The organism is Kitasatospora sp. NPDC127035 (genome assembly GCF_042726075.1).
GTDB lineage: Bacteria > Actinomycetota > Actinomycetes > Streptomycetales > Streptomycetaceae > Kitasatospora.
This window is the reverse complement of sequence record NZ_JBHXDN010000110.1, coordinates 1-18,617: the sequence shown is the minus strand read 5'-3', so window position 1 is coordinate 18,617 and position 18,617 is coordinate 1. Positions and strand designations below refer to the sequence as shown.

Sequence of the window (18,617 nt, the reverse complement as noted above, 5' to 3'; positions counted from 1 at the left end):
TAGCGACGACGAGCCGGGGACGTGACCCGGTAGTGTGCACGTAGAAAGTGCCTTCCTGCTGGGCTGACAGAGACCTTCGACAAGCCTCATCTTCCGAGCGCAGAAGGCACTTTCGCGTTCCCGCTCATGATCCGGACACCGCCGCAAGTGAAACACGCAGGCTAGTGCCCACCTGCACCGATGGGGGCCGTGTTCCGGGGTTCTCCGGGTCCGTCCGCGTATCCCCTTCCGGGTCTTCGGTCCCGTCACCGTGATGTCCAGGCCAGCCGGCTGACCCGCACTCACCAGGACCCGCACAAGGGGAGGACCCGATGTCCCGCAAGCACACCCGCACCCCCGGCGACAGCACCCCGCACACCACGGCGGACCCCGGACAGCCGACCGCACCCGCCCAGACCGCCACCGCCGCGGGCGACACCCGGATCACCGGACACCTCGCCCGCGGCGCAGCCTCCGGCGCAGCCGCGCGGTCACCGACTGGATCATCCGGCAGATCACCGCACACCTCGGCTGACCTACCCGGCCCCCGGGGGTCCGGCGCCCGCCACAGGCACCGGACCCCCGGCCACACCCCCCGCAGCGAGGCCGCCCGGTGGGGATCACGGCGTTCACGAGAACGTCCCCCCGCACCTGTTTCCAGGGCCCACACACGGTGTGAGTTCCTGCGGTTGCTGCGGGGCTTGAATGTTCTCTGGTCGGCGTATCTCGTAGGTCCGCCGGGAATCGTCCGGTTCATCCGCTGAGGGGTCGGGGCGGTGTTCCCGGTCGCGTCTTCGTGTACGGGAGGACCGAAAGGTTCTGACCTGGCGACTTCGCCTGTGCACGGGAGGGAATGATGCGAGTGTCTCGGGAGTCCCCATGCTGTCCCTGCGCCCGTCCCACGCCGGGCCCGGCGGGCTGTGCGAGCTGTCCGGGGCTGAGCTTTAACCGCCTCGCCTTGGCGTTGTTCAGGAATGGGCCCGGGGCCACCTTGTGTACGACGACCCGGTCCTCTCCGCAGTGGCTGGCCACCGGGACGGGGTCGATGGCGGTACGCGGTGCTGCCGCGGGTCGAGCCCGCTCGGTTCTGCCTGTGGTACCGGGGCGGTGGGCCGCAGTTCGGAGTGCCGTTTTTTGGTGGTGGACCCGCCGGTCGGGGCCTTGGCCGGTGCGGTCGACGACCTGCCGAAGAGCCTGTGTACAGGTCGGTCCGGGCTTCGAAGCGCGCGCCGGGCCGGGGATCCGGCCCGGCCGGGGCTCAGGCGCTTTCCCCGGCGGGCGGGGAGACGTTCGCTGCCGCTTCTGCGGCGTGGAGGGCGCGGCGGTAGTACTCGGCGGCGGCTTCGGGTTGCCCGTCCGTGTCGAGGACGTCGGCGGCGAGCCGGTAGGCGTGGGCGAGTGCGGGTCCGTACACACCGGGGTTGCCGGCGAAATGCGGGCCGACGGCCCGGACCGCCTCGGCGGCGTCCCGCCACGCGCCCGCCGTGTCGCCGGGCAGCAGGGAACGCCCCCGTTCGGTCAGCACCGTCACCAGCCCCACCCGCGAACCCACCGTGTTCGGATGATCAGATCCCAGCACCCGCGTCCGGCCCTCCACCACGGACCGCAACAGGGTTACGGCGTCACCGCTGCGCCCGGCCTGCCGGTAGGCGTGGGCGAGGTTGTTGCGGGTGGTGAGGGTGTTCGGATGGTTTTTGCCCAGGACCCGGGTCCGGTCTTGCAGGTTCTGTTCGTGGAGGGTGATGGCGCGTGCCGGGTCGCCGGCTTCTTTGTAGGCGTGGGCGAGGTTGTTGCGAGTGACGAGGGTGTCCGGATGGTTCTTGCCCAGGACCCGTACCAGGTCTTGCAGGTTCTGTTCGTGGAGGGTGATGGCGCGTGCCGGGTCTCCGGCGGCCCGGTAGGCGGTGGCGAGGTTGTTGCGGGTGGTGAGGGTGTCCGGATGGTTTTTGCCCAGGACCCGGGTCCGGTCTTGCAGGTTCTGTTCGTGGAGGGTGATGGCACGGGTCAGGTCGCCGGCCTGCCGGTAGGCGTGGGCGAGGTTGTTGCGGGTGGTGAGGGTGTCCGGATGGTTCTTGCCCAGGACCCGGGTCCGGTCTTGCAGGTTCTGTTCGTGGAGGGTGATGGCGCGTGCCGGGTCTCCGGCGGCCTGGTAGGTGGCGGCGAGGTTGTTGCGGGCGGTGAGGGTGTGGGGTGCGTCCTCGCCCAGGACCCGCACCATGGTGGTCAGGGAGCGCTGCAGGTGGGCGGTGGCGCGCAGGGACTGCCCCTGGCCGGTGAGGAAGCGGCCTGCGGCGTCGAGCACGGTGGCGGTGGCCACGGTGTCGGCTTCCTCGGGTGTGCGGTCGGCGAGCGCGTCGCTGTGAGGGAGCAGGGCGCGCACCTGCGGCCATGCGGAGGGCTGCTCCAGGTCGGCGGGGAGGGCGGCTGCGAGGCAGCGGGTGGCGTGGTGGCGGGCAGAAGCGATGTCGTCGGCCTGGCGGTGGGGGTCGTCGGGGTCGGGGGTGCGGGCGAGGGTCTGGACGAGGCGGTGGACGGAGAGGGCGCCGTCGAGGTTGTCGGTGGCCATGTTGTAGGCGAGGAGCCGGCCGAGGGCGGTGGCGACCTGCGGCGGGTTGGGGCCGTCGGGCAGTTCGGTGAGGTGGTTGAGGAGGGTGCGGGGGATGTTGTCGGGGGCGTACCAGGCCAGGATTCGCAGGATCTGTCCGGCGAGCGGAGTGTTCGCGAGCTGGTCCAGGGTGATGTGCCAGATGCGGGCGATGGTGCGCGCCGAGTCGGTGCTCTCCGCGCCGGTGGCGAACATGTCGGCCGGCCACCGGGCCAGCATGTCCAGATAGGCGGTCGGCGCGATGCTGGTCTGCGCGCAGTACGCGGCGGCCTGCTCGACGGCCAGCGCCAGGTGTCCGAGCTCCTCGCACACCGCGTCGGCGCCTTCGCTGTCGCGTGGCCCGTCATGGGTGAGGACCCGCACGAACAGGTCCACGGAGTCACCCGCGCGTAGGACGCCCAGGCGCACGGTGGTGGCACCGCGGTGCCAGCCGCTCGCGCGGCGGGTGGTGACCAGTACCTGGCCACGGGGTACCCGCTCCAGCAAGGAAGCGATGCCGGCGGGGTCGTCGACGTTGTCCAGGACCAGCAGCCACCCGCCGTTGCCGGCGAGCCAGCGCACCGCCCGCTCCACCAGCAGCTCCTCGGGCAGGCCGGCGAGGCCCGGCTGGAGGGCGCGGGCGAGTTCGGCCAGTCCCGCCCGTACCGCCTCCGTCGTGTCGGCGGTGATCCTCCACCGCACCGGCTCACCCCGCAGGGACGCCCAGTGCAGGGCCAGGGCGGACTTGCCGACCCCGCCGAGCCCGTGCAGCGCGTGCACCACCACCTCACCCGCACCCCCGCCGGGGCCGGTGCCCTCGAACGCCGCGTCCAGCAGCGCGAGCTCCTCGCGGCGTCCGACGAACAGCCCGCCGCGGATGTTCGACACCCCGTCCCCGGCCGCGTCCGCGGGGATCGGCGCGTAGGCCTCGGGAGGGAGCACGACGGCGTTCTCCGCCTGTACCGAGAACGTGGAGGAGTTGGTCACGTCCCCGCCGGCGACGATCGCCCCGCTGCTTCCCCGGAGACCCGGACCGGCGCCGCCGACCTCCTCCCCGGCATCCGGATCCCGCTGCCCAGCACCGACGTGCTCCTCCCCGGCGCCATGCCCCTGCCCGGCGCCGGCGTCCGGTTGCTGCTGTGGCGTGTTCTTCCTGAACCAGTTCACGGGCGGTACTCGGTGTGGGAGTTCTTCACCTTGCCGCGCGCGACGATGGCGCCGGTGGTGCCGTGCGTTCCCGTCACCGGAGCGGGTCCGGTGACGGCCGGGGCGGGGCCAGTGGCCGAGGTTGTCGAGTCCGAAACATCCCCGTCCGCCACGATCGCCCCGCCACTGCCCGACATCGACTCATCCCGCCGAGCTGCCGACCGGGCGGCGCGCAGCTGCCACAGTGCGACGACCACGGCGGTGACGCCGGCCACCGCGCTCACCGCGCCCCACGCCTGCCCGGCGCCGCCGGGGTGCGTGGCCGTCACCCACCACACCCCCCCCACCACCGCACCCGCGCCAACCCCGCCGAGTCCCCACCACAACGCCCGCTGCCAGCCAGTCATACCCCCATCGTTCCCCCAACAGCATGATCAAGTACGGCCGATCCAGCACCGCAGCCAACCCGTTGCACACCGGCGACGACAACACCCCCACCCAGCCCCAGCAGGACCCCAGACCTTTCAGAGCGCCACCGTCCCAGCAGGGCAACAGCGGGGAGCGGGGGTGTGTCCCCGGCATCCCGGGGACGCACCCGCTCCACAGTCTGCTTCTACGCCCACTCCACGCCGTGCTCGGCGAGCTGCGCCAGCTGACCCGGCGTCAGCCCGGCCCTGCGGCTCTTGACGTTGTTGAGCCAGGTGCCCAGCGCGAAGTGCGTCACCGACACCCGGTCCTCACCGCCCGGACTGGCCTCCACGGCCTCCACCGGCTGCTTGTGGGGCCTGGGCACGCGAGGGTGGCCGTGTTCGGCGACGAACGCCGCCCACGCCTCCACACCCTGCTGGAACCGGTCGCCCCGCGACTTGTTCGGCCGGGCTGCGACCTTCGCCCGGGCGGCGGCCAGTGCCTGGTCCTCCTCGATGCCGAGCGCGACCAGCAGGTCCTGCTGCTCCTGGTCGAGCTCGGCGAAGCCGGCGCGCTGCGCCTGCGTCCACCGGCCGAGGTTCTCGCTCTCGAACTCGGTCTCCAGCGGCAGCGCGGTCCAGTCGACCCGGCCGTCCGACTCCAGCCACCACGATCTGGCGGCCACGTAGGAGCGTTGCCAGGTGATCGGCCAGCGCGGCGCCCACCAGGGGTCGATCGCCTCCAGTTGCTCGCGGCGCTCCGGGTCGAGCGCGCCCTGTTCGCCTTCCGGGACCTCGGCCGCGGCCCGCAGGGCGGCGAGCCAGGCCCCTGTGAAGTGCGGCTGAGATGTCAGTGGAGTGTGTGGACTGCTGATGCTCTTCCGTACTTCTGCTGATACAAGGCCGTATTCACCTGTGACGGTTTTCCCGTGCTTCCATTGCTGACCGCGTATATGTTCGGTTCGGTGGCAGTCTCGGCAGGTACGTGACAGTTGCCCGTCCGGTCGCGGGCACCCCGCCCACCGCCCCGCGCTACCATGCCGTTCTCAGTGGAACCCCGCCGAATGTCATTGCCGTGCAAGAGACTTGGCCGGGCAGCACGCGGCGATCGGAGAACACCATGGGCGATGACGCAGTCGAACTCGAGCAACGCATCAGGTTCGCCTTGAGCATCCTCGGCGAGAGCAACAACCACCACGGATTCGAAGCTCTCTGCCTCGGCCTGGCACGCCGCAGGATCACCAGCAACCTGCTCCCTGCCACCGGCCCCGTCAGCGCCGGCGGGGACCAGGGACGAGACGCCGAAACCCACTGGAGTGCCATCCCCCAGGAACTGCCCGGCACCTCCCCGTACGCGGCACTGGCCTCCACCCGGCGGGTAGTGATGGCCTGCACCACCCAGATTGCCGACATCACGACCAAGATCCGCACAGACCTCAAGTCGATCTGCGGCAAAGGCACAACGGTCGACCGCGTCATCTACTTCACGGTCACCGCCGTGCCTGTCGGCAAGAGGCACGACCTGATCGAGCACGCAGTCCAGAATCACCAGGTCGAACTGGATATTTGGGACGCAGTCGCACTCGCCCACCACCTCACCGACTACGACCTGTTCTACCTCGCCGTCCAGTACCTTCATCTCCCCTCCGACCTCACCCCGCAACGCCCCGACAGCGCCGGCCACCTGCCCGACTGGTACCTCGAAAGCCGGCGACGCTGGAGGGAGCGCAGCGAGCCGGCTCTCACCCTCGGCGACCTGGTGGATCTCAGAGCACCGCTGCGCCACGCGACCTTCCACGCCGAGGCGCGAGCCGACCTGCCGGAATGGGTCGACCGCATGCGCTCCCTGCTGGCCAGCGGGGGAGAGGAAACCGCCCTGAGAGCCCGCTACGAGATCGTCGTGGCCACCCTGCGCGGCCTCGGCGACATGCGCCCAGCCGATCGGCTGGCACGGGACTTCTTCACCGACATCACCACAGGTGGTGCTGCGGACCTGGGCGTCGTCGAGGACGCCGTTGTCCTGCTCTCCTGCACCTTCGGATTCGTATGGGACGTCGCCGGGCCGGCCGCCGCGCAGTACCGAGGTGGCGTCGATGCGCCCGTGGCGGGAGAGGGCGGCCGCGTACTCCGCCAGGGCTCCGGCGGTCCTGCCGGTGGCGCCGCCGGGGTCGCAGGCGCGCCTCTGCTCCCCGGGCCACCCGCAGTGCTGGGGGTGAACGGTCGAACCGCCTGCGCCCGTTGATCCGACCGAGCCCGTCAGGACGCGGAACGGCGCTGCTCGCGCCGCCCTCGTCCACCTTCTCGGCCGATCGACCGCACCGGGCCGGTGCTCCGGTTTGTGCTCGGTCCGGACGGAGGGCCGGGGCCGTGCCGACGGGCTGGAGGGGCTCTGCGGATCCCTGTGTCCGTCGTGCAGGGGGTCGACCTCGTCGAGGCGGCGTGGACGGCCCCGGTTCTGTTTCAATATCCGAGACTGGCATGGGCATGATTGGCATGCAAACGGCTGGTCAATTCTGATCGGCTACTGACAAACCGGGGCAACGTCACGGCGTGTCAGCATCTCGTTACTTGATTGTCATCCTGGGCGGTTCCTGGGAGTCGCCGGGGAATGAAAGGTTGTCTGCGGCTTCGACGAAGCCAGTAAAGCTCTTTGACGACTTTTGAGGGACGATGTCACGTAGGCCACAGGCCTCGCCCGCGTTCGCGGGCGGGGCTTTTTCATCGCGCTGGATGCGCCGGATATCCTCGGTTCTGACGCTCGGGCTGTTGGTGGAGGCGGGTGTTGCGCTCGACGTTCTGACGGCACCTGGGGCGGGGGCCGCGCCGTCGCCGCAGGCGTCGCCCGTCGCGCCGTCGACCGAAGCGCCTGATGAGGCGTCCGCTCTGCTGGCGGCGCGCCTTCAGGGGCGGCGGATCGAGGTCACCCGGGCCCGTACCGAGTTCACCACGCTGTGGGCGAACCCGGAGGGGACGCTGACGTCGGAGCGGTCCACCGGGCCGATCCGGATGAAGGTCGGCGAGGCGTGGGTGCCGGTGGACACCACGCTGGTTCAGACGGCGGACGGCAAGGTCGCGCCGAAGGCGCACCCCGAAGGGCTCTCGTTCACCGGAGGGGACGCGGGGGTGACGGTAGGCGACCACCTTCCGGGTACTCCCGCGTCCCCGCCTGCGGCCCCTGCCGCGTCCAGTCCCTCGGCCACGCCGCCGGCCCAGCCAGGCCCGAGCACCCCCTCCCCTCGGAGTGCTTCTCCTTCGGCGTCGTCCACGGCCGGGGCGATTCCCAGTGCGTCGGCCGTTTCGGGCGCACCTGGCGCGGCCACGACGTCCGCCCCCTCCGGCGTGGCTTCACCGTCCGCCCTCTCCGGCGCGGCCACGACGTCCAGCGCCTCCGGCGAGGCCGCGCCGGCCGGCCCGCCCGCTTCGGCGGGCCCCTCCGCGTCCGCGTCCGCGAGTGCCTCGCCCGAGCACGCTTCGCGTGGGGCGGCCCGGGCGGCCCTCCCGGCCGCTGACCCTGTTCCCGCCCCGCCCGTACTCGCCGAGCGGCCGCTGGTGACGATCGGTTCCGGTGACCAGCAGTTGTCCTTCGGCTGGCTGGGCAAGCTGCCCCGGCCGAGGCTGGAGGGCAGCAAGGCCACGTACGTGGATGCCCGGCCGGGTGTCGACCTGGTGCTGCAGGCGACCCGTACCGGCTTCGAGCAGTTCCTGATCGTCAAGGACCGCTCCGCCGTTTCGCAGGCCGGCACGCTGACGCTCCCGCTCGACACCACCGGTCTGACGGTCGCTCCGCAGCAGGACGGCGCGATCCACCTGCTGGACACGGCGGGCAAGCTGGCGGTGAAGATCCCCACCCCGGTGATGTGGGACGCGGCTGTCGATCCGGCTTCGCAGGAGCACCTGAACCGTGCGCCGGTGACGATGCAGGTCCGCGGCCAGGGTGCGGACACCGAGCTGGTGTTCACCCCGGACGCGGCGTTCCTGGCCGCGCCCGGGACGCAGTTCCCGGTGACGATCGACCCCCCGGTGGACGTCGAGTCGACGTTCGACACCTATGTGCAGACGGACGAGAGCTCCGACGTGTCGTCGTCGGTCGACCTCAAGCTGGGCAGCTACAACGGCAGCACGGTCGCGCGTTCGTTCCTGACGGTCCCGGGTGAGAAGTTCAACGGGAAGCAGATCCTCGGCGCCAAGCTGAACCTGTACAACTACCACTCCTCCTCCTGCGTCCCGAAGCAGTGGGAGGTGTGGAACGCGGGCGGCGCGGCCTGGTGGACCCGCTGGAACGACCAGCCCGCCTGGGGCCAGAAGTGGTCGACGTCGAACGAGACGTACGACGAGGACGGCAACGGTGGAAACCCGTGTCTGAACGGTAGCGGCAACGGCTGGACGAGTGTGGACGTGGCCGGCATGGTGTCGTTCTTCGCCGGGCACGGGTTCGCCGAGTACGGGATCGGCCTGAAGGCGGCGGACGAGTCCAGCGACCTGTCGTGGAAGCGGTTCGACTCGGCGCAGGGCGACAACCCGCCGTACCTGTCGATCACCTACAACTCCGTGCCGGTAGCCCCGGCGGCGGTCCAGGTCCAGCCGTCCCAGCCGGGCAGCCCGACCTACACGCCGGACGCCAACCCGCGCCTCCAGGTGCAGGCCGCCGACGTCGACGGTGACCCGCTCAAGGTCTACCTCGACCTGTGGCGCGAGGGCGCCTACCTCGGCACCATCGTCCGCGACACCCCCAACGGGGCGATCGCCACGGTCCGCCCCTCCGACTACGGCATCGCCAGGCTCGACGAGGGCGTGCAGTACTCGATCTGGGCCATGCTCGACGACGGCAAGTCCCGCTCCGGCTGGACCGGGACCCACCTGATCGCCGACACCGTCAAGCCCGGGACGCCGTTCGTCACGTCCGCCGACTACCCCTCCGACGGGCTGTGGCACGGCGCGGCGAACCAGGCCGGGGCGTTCACGTTCACCCCGGCCGCCGGCACCGGCGACCTGGCCGCGTACGTCTACACGCTGGACGGCGGCACGCCGGTCACACTTCCCACCACGGCCGCGCTCACCACGAGCATCACGCCGACCACCGAGGGCCGGCGCGTGCTCAGCGTGCAGGCCAAGGACCGCGCGGGCAACCTCTCCCCGCCCGTGACCTACACCTTCCAGGTCGGTCAGGCCGGCATGAGCTCGCCGGTCAACGGCACCCAGGCCGCCAAGCGCGTCAAGCTGTCGGTGGACGCGCAGTCGCAGTTCAAGCGGGTGGTCTACCAGTACCGCCGCGGTCCCGGCGCCACCGAATACACCGTGCCCCGGGTCAACCTGGCCAAAGCCGACAACACCGCCGTCACCGAGGACAAGCCCCGCCTCGCCGACCTCGGCCCGCACGCCAACTGGAACGTCCTCGACACCCTCGGCAACGTCGGCGGCGTCGTCCAGATCCGCGCCCTCCTCTTCCCCGAAGACGGCTCCGGCAGCGGCTACGCCACCATCTGGAACACCATCACCGTCGACCGCAACGCGGACGGCGCGGCCGGCGCGGGCGTCGGCCCCGGTTCGGTCAACCTGCTCACCGGCGACTACTCCACCGACGTGACCGACGCGAACGAGTTCGGCATGTCGGTGGCCCGGACCACCTCCTCGCGGGGCACGGACCGCGGCTGGCAGCCGCAGGGCGAGCGCCTGACGCTCAACCAGCGGCAGATCGGCACCGACCTGACCGGGTTCACCCCCGGCCAGGCGACGCTCTCCCGGTCGACGGCACGCGGCCACGACAGCTCCACCGACTCGCTGCTCGTCACCTCGACCAACTACGACTCCTACGCGAGCCTCGGCCCCGACAACACCGTGGCCTTCGGTATGAAGCCGGGCCGCACCTACCGGCTCACCGGCTGGATCTACGTCCCCGGCGCGACCGGCCTCAACCCGAACTTCGGTGACCGCGGGCTCCGGCTCGCCGGCTTCGTGAAGACCCCGGCCGGCTACTCGAAGACCACCTCGCAAAAGGCGGGCTTCACGGACGGCTGGCAGCAGCTGAGCGTCGACCTGGCAGTGCCGACCGACGCAACCGAGGCGTTCTTCCGCCTCTACAACGGCTTCACCGCGACAGGCAAGGAGGTCTACTTCGACGACCTGTCGCTGAAGGAGATCGTCGCCCCGTTCGGCCCGCAGTGGGCCGGCGGCCCCGACGCGGGCACCGGATCCGACTACCGCTCACTGTCCTTCCCCCAGTCCGACCTCGTCGAGATCAAGGGCAACGACGACACCGCGCTGACGTTCGCCAAGGGCACCGACGGCACCCTGTTCCCCGAACCCGGCGCCGAATCACTCACCCTCAAGGCCGCTCCGGCCTCCTCCGGCGCCCTGGTGCTCTCCTCCTCCGGCCAGTGCCTGGAGGCCCCGAACGGCTCGGCGGGCAACGGCGCGCAGCTCCAGCCGGCCCCCTGCACCGGCGGCGCCAACCAGCAGTGGACCCGCGGCGACGACCTCACGCTGCGCCTGCTCGGTCACTGCCTGGACAACCCGTGGGGCCAGGTCGGCAACGGCACCCAGCTGTCGCTGTGGGGCTGCAACGCCGGCATCAACCAGCAGTGGGAGGTCTCCACCGACGGCACGGTCGTCAACCGGCAGTCGGGCAAGTGCCTGGACACCAACACCGGTGCCTCGGTGTGGGTGTGCTGGGCCGGCCCGAACCAGGTCTGGGACGTGCAGACCGCCGGCACCACCTACGAGCTGTCCGAGCTGGACGGCTCCAGGACGGTGTTCGCCCGTCAGGCCGGCTCCTCCATCTACCAGGTGGTGAGCGAGAGCGGCCCGGAGGCCGCCTCGACCACCCGCTACCAGTACGACACCACCGACGGCCGCTCGCTGGTCAAGCGCGTCATCCCGGCCGTCGAGCCGGGCGTCGACGACGCCAACCACTGCTCGGTCGACCCGCTGCCGCGAGGCTGCGAGGTCATGCAGTACGAGTACGCCAAGGTCACCACGGCCACGGCGACGGTGCCCGGCGACTACCTGGACCGCGTCAAGGCCGTCAAGGTCTGGTCGTGGAACCCGGCGACCTCCACGCAGGAGGCCGTCGAGGTCACGCACTACGCCTACGACAACCGGGGCCGCCTGGTACAGGTCTGGGACCCGCGCCTGGCCCAGCCGCTGAAGACCGCGTACAGCTACGACGACGCCGGCCGGGTCACCAAGGTCGAGTCGGCGGGGCAGCTGCCGTGGAACTTCGACTACGGCAAGGCCGCCACGGACCAGGACCCGGGCCGTCTGCTGAAGGTCCGCCGCGCCGCGCTCGCGGCCGGCTCCAAGGACCAGGTCAGCGGTGAGATCGCGACCAACGTCGTCTACGAGGTCCCGCTCACCCGCGGTACGGGCGGTCCGTACGACCTCGGCGGCGCGGACGTGGCCCGGTGGGCGCAGACCGACGCACCCACCGACGCCACCGCCGTGTTCGGCCCCGAGGACGACCCCGGCACCAACACCGCCACCACGGCCAAGCCCGGCCCGGACGGCTACAAGCCGGCCACGGTCCACTACCTCAACGCCTCCGGCAACGAGGTCAACACCGCCAGCCCGTCCGTCACCCCCGGCGGCGACATCGACACCACCGAGTACGACCGCTACGGCCACGCCGTGCGCACCCTGGAGGCCACCAACCGCGCCATCGCCCTGGGCACCCACCCGGACGCCGACCGCTACGCGGCCGAACTGAACCTGCCCGCGGACTCCGCCGCCCGGGCCCGCCTCCTCGACTCACGCACCACGTACAGCGCGGACGGCCTGGACGTCGTCGACACCCTCGGCCCGGCCTACCGTGCCTCGCTCGCCGAGCAGGTCACCGGCCAGACCAACCCGGTCACGGTCACCTGGGAGGCGGAGAAGCTCCCGCAGCTCGGTGCCACCGCGCCGGTACGGGTGATCAACGACAACAACGGCCTCGTCTGGTCCGGCGGAGCCCAGCTCAGCCTGGCCGGCACCCAGACCGGCGCGTTCGACACCATGCGCGTCAGCGTGCCCGAGGAGGGCGACTACCTCCTCTCCGGCCAGCTGACCCGCTTCAACGACCACGGCATCATCCAGTTCGCGATCAACGGCCAGAACCTCGGCCAGCCGATCGACACCTTCGACGCCAACCCCGCCGGCTCCACCGCCCCCTACACCGCCGGCCAGCCGATCCACCTGGCCCGCGGGGACCACGAACTGAAGGTCACGGTCGCCGGCACCAACACCGCAACCCAGGGCGAGCGCTTCCACGCCGGCCTGGACACCGTCACCCTGACCAAGGCCACCGTCAACCCCACCCTCCCGGCAGGCACCTCCGTCGTGGCCCGGGACCACAACACCACCACCTACGACGAAGGCAAGCCCGACGGCCAGGCCTACCACCTGCCCACCACCTCCACCGACGGCGCCCGCATCGACGGCTACGCCGCCGACGTCGAACTGCGCGTCACCAAGCAGGGCTACGGCGCGCCGATCGGCGGCACCTCGGGTTGGACGCTGAAGACCGCGACGTCGGTGACCACCGATGCGCTCGGCGCCAACCTGACCTCCACCGTCAGGTACGACGCGTCCGGGCGGGCACTGGAGTCCCGCAAGCCGGGCTCGAACGGCGCCGACGCCGGAACGGTGAAGTCGGTGTTCTACACCGCCGGCGCCAACCCGGACGACGCGGCGTGCGCCAACCGCCCGGAGTGGGCGGGCCTGCCCTGCGTCACCGGCCCGGGCGGCGCGATCACCGGCGCGGACGCGGCACGGATGCCGGTCACCCTGCCGGTGAAGCGGGTCACCCGATACTCGCCGTTCGGCGAGCCCGAGGAGACCACGGAGACCAACGCCGGCAAGTCCCGCAAGACCGTCACCGCCTACGACGGCGCGGACCGGATCCTTTCCACCGAGATCACCTCGGACGACGGCAAGCCTCTCCCGAAGGTCACCACCGAGTACGACCCGGCGACCGGCGGCATCGTGAAGACCAACGCCGGCGGCAAGTCCCTCACCCGCGTCCTGGACGCACTCGGCCGGCTGATCTCCTACACCGACGCCGACGGCGGCACCACCACCACGGAGTTCGACAGGTTCGGCAAGCCCCTGAAGGTGAGCGACCCGACCGGCTCCACCGCCTACACCTACGACCGGGCGAAGGAACCGCGCGGCCTGGTCACCTCGGTGACCGACAGCGTCGCCGGTGAGTTCACCGCCAAGTACGGCCCGGACGGCCAGCTCGTCGAGCAGACCTACCCCGGCGGCATCGTCCGCAAGGACACCGTCAACGCGGTCGGCGAGGCCACCGGACGCACCTACACCCGAACCAGCGACAACAAGGTGATCTGGGCCCAGACCACCGACATGTCCACCCAGGGCCAGGTGGCCAAGGACACCAGCTCCACCGCCACCCGCACCTACCAGTACGACCGGCTCGGCCGTCTCGTGAAGGCCGAACAGAACACGGTCGCCACCGGCTGCGTTACCCGCCAGTACGCCTTCGACACCCACTCCAACCGCCTGTCCAAGCAGACCTCCCCCAAGGGGACGTCCGGCGAGTGCAGCACCGGCGGAGCCACGGCGGAGAACCACACCTACGACAGCGCCGACCGCCTCACCGACGCCGGCTACGCCTACGACGCCTTCGGGCGCACCGTGAAGACCGCGACCGGCGCGACGAACACGTACTGGGCGAACGACCGCGTCGCCGCCCAGGAGAAGGGGGACACCAAGCAGGAGTGGGTCGTCGACGCCGCCCACCGCCTGACCGCCTTCACCACGGCCAAGAAGCAGGCGAACGGCTCCTGGGCAGGCGCCACCTCCAAGCTGAACCACTACGGCGACGACTCCGACGAGGTCCGCTGGACCGTCGAGGACACCACCCAGGGCACCCTGACCCGCAACGTCTCGGGCCCCGACGCAGACCTGGTGGCAACGACCAGCAAGACAGGTGACGTCCAGCTCCAGCTCACCAACCTGTTCGGCTCGGTGGTCATCACCACCGACACCGCGCTGACCACGCCGGTGGTCCTGGACTTCGACGAGTTCGGCATCCCGCAGGACGGCCAGGCCGCCGTACGGTACGGCTGGCTCGGCGGCAAGCAGCGCTCCGCCGAGGCCCAGGACGGCGACATCCTCATGGGCGCCCGCCTCTACAGCCCCGCCCTCGGCCGCTTCCTCCAGATCGACCCCGTCCCCGGCGGCAACGCCAGCGCCTACGACTACTGCACCGGCGACCCCGTCAACTGCACCGACCTCGACGGCAACTGGGGCATGCCCAAGTGGCTCAAGAAGACGGTCGAGGTCGTCGCCAAGGTCGCCGAGGTAGCGGCCATGATCCCCGGCCCCATCGGCGCCATCGCAGCCGTAGTCTCCTCGGTGTCCTACGCTGCCACCGGTAACTGGGAGAAGGCCGCTGAGATGGCCGTCACGGCGGTCGCCGCCACCGTTGGTGCTGGCCCCGTTGTCAAGGCCGCAGTCACGGCAGTCAAGAGCACCCGTGCCGCGGTACGTGTTGGGAAGGCTGCTTCGGCTGCGAGGACGGCCGTTCGGAGGTCCGGGTGCAACTCGTTTGACCCGGTGACCTCGGTTCTCATGGCGGACGGCAGTTATCTGCCGATCTACCAGATAGAGGTCGGGGACTATGTGACCTCCACTGACCCGGAGACAGGCGAGGTCAGTGCGCAGCCGGTTCTGGCGGTACTTGTAGCCTATACAACAAAGCAGATGGTTAAAGTCAAGGCCGGCGACGATCCGCTCTTTACTGGCATCAGAGCAACTGCTAGCCATCCATTCTGGACAGAAGAGCGCGGCTGGATCGATGCTATAGACCTCCAGCCCGGTGACCGTCTACTGTCGCCTGACGGGGGGACCTCTGCAGTAACTGCGGTTCTCGATGAGGGAACTTTGACAGACCAGCTCGTATTCAATCTGACAGTAGGGAATACGCATACCTATATAGTCGGCTATGGATCTGGCCCAGATGTCCTGGTTCACAATTCGGCGTGCGGCCTCAATGCGAACAGTGTGAACTGTTCCTGCGGGACCCATCTCTATAAGATTGTGGAGAAGGGGACCAATATCGTTCACAAGTACGGCACGGGCACTGGGGCCAAGCGACACGGATTGAGGAAGCGCGACGGGAAGTCGATCCGGGCTGAGAATCAGGTGCGGCAACTCAATAAGGAGGCTGGCTATATAAAGTACGAGTCAAAGGTTCTCCGGAAATTCAGCACCGTCGGAGCCGCAAAAGCAGTGGAGAAGGCGAAGATCCGGAAGCACACCAAGCGCTTCGGTCGGCGCGCTCCTGGCAATCCGGTTGACCACTAGGCGCTAGACTGTCGACATGTCAATCCATCGAGTCTGGAGTAACTTCCATGGATGAATCCGAGTTCTGGGAGATCATCGATTCCTCCGTAAGAGCCGAAATGCATGAAGCGGTGACCGAGATTGAGAATCGTCTCGAATCGCTCTCTGGTGATGAAATCAAGTCGTTTCATGATCACCTGAGTGAGGCTCTCTTCAAGCTAGACAGGAAGGACCTCAGTGAGAGCGGATACCGCTTCCTTGGGGCCTATGAAGCTGATGGTCAATCGGCGGACGACTTCCTGTTCGCACGCTGCGCAGTTCTGCTTTCTGGGTCCGAGGTATTCGCGAGAGTTCTTGCAGATCCATCCGCCTTTGGGGTGGCGTGGGACTGGTGTGGTCAAGATGTGCTCAATGTAATCTCAGAGGCATTCGAAGAGGTTACCGGAGATGCCTGGGAATATGATTCCCCGGTGAGCTATGAGACGGGATCAAATATTGAATCCTGGTAGCTGAATTGCATGTGGCCATCGGGGTAATTCCGATGGCCGCATGCGGGCCTCGGCGGCGCGGGTCCTGTGGTCAAAGCGGCGGTTGTCGGGATCAAGAGCACCCAGGCTGCGGCTAAGGCCGCCAAAGTAACCCAGAAGGCCAAGGCGGTCTACCGGTACGCGCAAATTAAGAACTATGAGGCCAAGGCTCGCTATGTCAGCAACCTGGCTGACAAGTATAACGGCGGCAGGAGCCGAGTATTCCACGCCGGCCGCAATATGAGGTGGCAATATGACCTCCGCGGCGCTACCCGCACCATCAAGCTCGGCGGTGGAAAGAACGAGAAGGTTCCGACCCCGCACGAGGTGCCGAGCTACCCTAACTCCAGGGCGCCCAACGGCTGGGGTCAGTTCCAGCGGAACGACACCAAGTCGATGACCTGGCGTGATATCTATAAGGTTCGGCGGATCCTGAAGAAGGGGAAGAAGTGAGGGCACGATTCGACGGCGTGGAGCCGTGGGACTCCCCGGGTGATTACTCCGACCTCAATCTCCCGGACGGCGGCTTCCTCGATCTCCACAATGACTTCGGCCTGCTCGGAGTCGCCTTGGTGGGCCACCCGAAGTTGACGCTGCGGATGGAGTTCGGACACCCGCGCCGTGGACGCTTCGCACTGGAGTTCCACGATGTCGGCGAGCTGGTCATGCAGCAAACTGCGGTGAGTTCGGACGGTTGGCACGGCGTACCCGACGACGAACCGGACGGGATTGACACGATCACGTACTAGGAGTACGGGGCCGACCTGCCGCCGGTGTTCGAGGTCCTGGCAACCACACTCCGGCTGAAGTTCCGAGCCTGGGAGGTGGCGTTGCGTCCGCTTGCGGCGTAGCTCCTGCTCCTGGCAGGTAACAGGCCCCCGCGATCGGCCGACTTTCGATCGCGGGGGCCACTTGCATGCCCGGCGCTCTTTTTGACGGCCCCTTCCCGAACGGGGCGGGCCGGCCGGGCGGCGGCCGAGGGGCGTCTCCAAGGTGAGCAGGCCGGCCTTCCAAGGCTTCGGGGAGGCCTCCAAGGTGAGCTCGGCACCGTCTCCAAGGTTTCCGACCGAAACCTTGGAAGCCCCCCAACCCCACACCTTGATGGTCGGCCCGAGACTCCTTGACGGCCCATCAAGGAATGCGTATTTCCGCAGATCAAAGCATTGGTGAACGCGCGCTCACCAAGGTTGGACAGTCGACGCCGGATCAGACCTCCAGCAGCACCGCAGGCTGTTCGCCACCGCGGCGGACCCGATTCGTTGAACGGGCGTGAGCATCCCTCCAGCCGCGCGGCGCGGCCTCGGCCCCCACCGTTTCCAGGACCGCCAGCAGCCGCCCCACACCGGTCCCCGACCCGCCAGACCGTCCTGAAGCCCAGCAGCCCGCCGAACGGGCCGTAGACGCCATCGCCGCGCTGCGCATGGTCCGCGCCCCCGCCGCCGCCGCCCTCGAAGCCGCCCTCCACCTCGCCCAAGCCCTCCTCGCCCGCCCCGCCGAGCGTCCCGCCGGAGCCGTACCTGCGCGGCATCGGCCGGTTCGACCTCATCCAGGACATCAGCACGCTGATGCGGCAGCCGGGCTGGGACCTGGCCGGGTGGACCCGGGCCCCCGGCCTGTTCTACGTCCGCAAGGCCGGCCGGGCGCTCGCCTGGATCGAGCACGGCGCGGCCCGCCTGGACGGCTGGGCCCTGGTGGTGGACGGCCGTTTCGTCGCCGACCCCACCGACCGGAGCCGCCCGTTGGTTACCAGCACCGCCGAGTTCGCCGTCCTGCTGGTGTGCCAGGCCCTGGAGGAGGGACTGGTCGACGCCGACGCCGCCCCGGTCCCCGGCTGATCGGCGGTGCATTTTGTGAGGCGTCTTGTCGGACACCTTGTCAGGCGCCTTGCAGGGCACCTGCCCGGGTGTCTTGTGAACACCTGACGATTCGCCCCAGGATGGCGACCGCCTCCGGCCCGCGGCCCATGGTCCGGCGGATGCGCCGGCGGCCAGCAGGTGGGCCAGGCCCTTCACCTGCTCGGGCACCGGGTTGCCGCGCCCCGACCACCCCGTCACCGACCCCGAGACGGTCTCGGTGCTCACCGTGCTGCTGATCGGCCCCCACCTGCAGCGGCGGTCGGAACCGTCACTCGCCCGGTCCGGCGTCGGACGCCGGTGCGGCGGGCGGCGGGTACAGCAGCTCGTCGGTGCCGAAGATGGTGCGCACCATGTGCACGGCCTGGTTCCGAGTGGAAAGCCGTCTATTACTTGTCATGGATACCTCAGATCTTTCTCAAGCCCTGTTCTTCTGCCGCCTCTTGTTGCCTAGGGTTCTCCGTATCCGATCCGTTCAGGGTCGCTCCAGGGGGGATCCGATGGTGGAGAAGGCCGTTGTCGGCATGTTCGCCGGTGCTGTGGTGGCCGGGTCCTGGGGGGCTGCGCCGGCGGGCGCCGCTGATGTGGATCCGGGCTGGGGCAGGAACTCTGCGAGCCCGTGACCGGCCGCTGTTGCGAGCAGATCGGCTGGCAGCGGGGTTCTGGTGGCAGCGGCACGGTCTCGAACGGCTCCGGGCCCGATCAGCCGGGCGATCGCCCGCGACGCTGACTGAGACCGCTACTGCCGAGATCTCGGCCACCGCCCAGGTGCAAGGCGTCCAGACGTTGTATTCCAATCGAAGCAGGAGGAATTGTGCGGAATTTGATTTCTCGTATT

At 69.4% G+C, this 18,617-nt stretch carries 10 protein-coding genes; 6 read left to right on the top strand and 4 right to left on the bottom strand.

The window, feature by feature from the left end:
* Positions 1–1,237: 1,237 nt before the first annotated feature.
* The 3 genes from ACFWIC_RS39335 to ACFWIC_RS39325 all read right to left on the bottom strand — a co-directional run bounded on the left by ACFWIC_RS39335 (position 1,238) and on the right by ACFWIC_RS39325 (position 4,802).
* A complete protein-coding gene (locus ACFWIC_RS39335) occupies positions 1,238–3,730 on the bottom strand; it encodes a tetratricopeptide repeat protein (RefSeq protein ID WP_380521874.1) in 2,493 nt (830 codons plus the stop codon).
* Complete coding sequence (locus ACFWIC_RS39330) at positions 3,727–4,038, bottom strand: hypothetical protein (protein WP_380521872.1); 312 nt, start codon at positions 4,036–4,038, stop codon at positions 3,727–3,729. Before ACFWIC_RS39330 ends, ACFWIC_RS39335 begins: the two co-directional genes overlap by 4 nt.
* Positions 4,039–4,322: 284 nt before the next feature.
* Positions 4,323–4,802, bottom strand: a complete 480-nt coding sequence (locus ACFWIC_RS39325; protein WP_380521871.1) for a helicase associated domain-containing protein — start codon at positions 4,800–4,802, stop codon at positions 4,323–4,325.
* Between the two features lie 434 nt (positions 4,803–5,236).
* Between ACFWIC_RS39325 and ACFWIC_RS39320 the strand changes: the two genes are divergently transcribed.
* On the top strand, positions 5,237–6,358 hold the full coding sequence (locus ACFWIC_RS39320; protein WP_380521869.1) for a hypothetical protein: 1,122 nt from the start codon (positions 5,237–5,239) through the stop codon (positions 6,356–6,358).
* A gap of 658 nt (positions 6,359–7,016) precedes the next feature.
* On the opposite strand, the gene ACFWIC_RS39315 is transcribed toward ACFWIC_RS39320, so the two are convergent.
* Entirely contained in the window at positions 7,017–7,157 is a 141-nt protein-coding gene (locus tag ACFWIC_RS39315; RefSeq protein ID WP_380521867.1) for a hypothetical protein, read from the bottom strand.
* 508 nt (positions 7,158–7,665) lie between these two features.
* Between ACFWIC_RS39315 and ACFWIC_RS39310 the strand changes: the two genes are divergently transcribed.
* The 5 genes from ACFWIC_RS39310 (at position 7,666) to ACFWIC_RS39290 (ending at position 17,761) form a co-directional block, all read left to right on the top strand.
* Positions 7,666–15,420 (top strand): ricin-type beta-trefoil lectin domain protein, encoded by a 7,755-nt coding sequence (locus tag ACFWIC_RS39310; RefSeq protein ID WP_380521865.1) that lies wholly within the window; start codon positions 7,666–7,668, stop codon positions 15,418–15,420.
* 47 nt (positions 15,421–15,467) lie between these two features.
* Entirely contained in the window at positions 15,468–15,908 is a 441-nt protein-coding gene (locus ACFWIC_RS39305; RefSeq protein ID WP_380521862.1) for a DUF4240 domain-containing protein, read from the top strand.
* A 66-nt stretch (positions 15,909–15,974) separates the two neighbouring features.
* Positions 15,975–16,379 carry a hypothetical protein gene (locus ACFWIC_RS39300; RefSeq protein ID WP_380521860.1) on the top strand — a complete coding sequence of 135 codons (405 nt, stop codon included), beginning with the start codon at positions 15,975–15,977 and terminating at the stop codon, positions 16,377–16,379.
* A complete protein-coding gene (locus ACFWIC_RS39295; protein ID WP_380521859.1) occupies positions 16,376–16,675 on the top strand; it encodes a hypothetical protein in 300 nt (99 codons plus the stop codon). Before ACFWIC_RS39300 ends, ACFWIC_RS39295 begins: the two co-directional genes overlap by 4 nt.
* A gap of 816 nt (positions 16,676–17,491) precedes the next feature.
* Positions 17,492–17,761, top strand: coding sequence for a hypothetical protein (locus ACFWIC_RS39290; RefSeq protein WP_380521857.1), 270 nt, complete (start codon positions 17,492–17,494; stop codon positions 17,759–17,761).
* Positions 17,762–18,617: the final 856 nt, after the last annotated feature.